1 protein-coding gene is annotated in these 804 nt (G+C 46.8%); it reads right to left on the reverse strand.

From position 1 onward, the window contains the following. Positions 1-744 (reverse strand): septation ring formation regulator EzrA (locus tag A6395_RS03175; protein WP_286203273.1); only part of this gene is annotated, 744 nt, incomplete at its 3' end. Positions 745-804: the final 60 nt, after the last annotated feature.

Consider the following 804-nt stretch of genomic DNA (forward strand, 5'->3'; position numbering starts at 1 on the left):
ATCCATCTGCATTTCTTTATGACCCGCACGCAGTTGATTCAGTTGGTGCTTTAAGTCAAATTGAACCGTCCGGACAAACTGGGGGATCACTTGAACGAGTTCACGGATCTTCGTCACCTTTTCAGACAGGACTTGGCCGGCCATGAACGCCTCTGAGACTTGCCCTTCTTGCTTGAGGGTCATCATCTCGGTCCGTTTCGCTTCCGCAACAGCGATTTCGGTTTCGACGAGATCGTACGTCGGGCCAAAAGCGCTATTTTGAGAAATGAGCGTCTTGCGGAACTGATACAGTTCTTTCTCGTCTTTTTTGACGATATCTAGCAGGGAGGCATGATAGTCGTTAAACTCTGCCATCTCATCGAGCATCGCGTGGACCATCGATTCGAGTTCTTCGATCAACTGTTCGGTCGCAGCCAAGTCTGATTTGACTTTAAGGAAACGATATTTGTCGAGGTCTTCCTCTGAACGATATAGCGCCTCATCGATTTGACCCGTGTGGACGCTGACGAGTTCATCCCACGACTGGTGCCAGCGTTCGAATTTTTCTTTCGTTTCGCCTTCCATCGGCCACTGTTTGAACTTTTGAAGCTCGGCCGGGACACTCGCACTCAGGATGCCTTGTTTCCTCATATCCAAATCATCAATTTTCTGATAAAAACTTCGTCTAGCTAGCATACTACCTAACATTGCTCCTAGAGCGATGACAATGATTCCAATTAAAATTCCGTATATTCCGTAATCCATCTCTGTAACAACCTCCAAGCCGCTTTCGTGGACTTATGTATCTTTAAGAAGAAAATGAAG

The sequence above is a fragment of the Exiguobacterium sp. SH31 genome (assembly GCF_001816105.1).
In the GTDB taxonomy this organism is placed as follows: domain Bacteria; phylum Bacillota; class Bacilli; order Exiguobacteriales; family Exiguobacteriaceae; genus Exiguobacterium; species Exiguobacterium aurantiacum_A.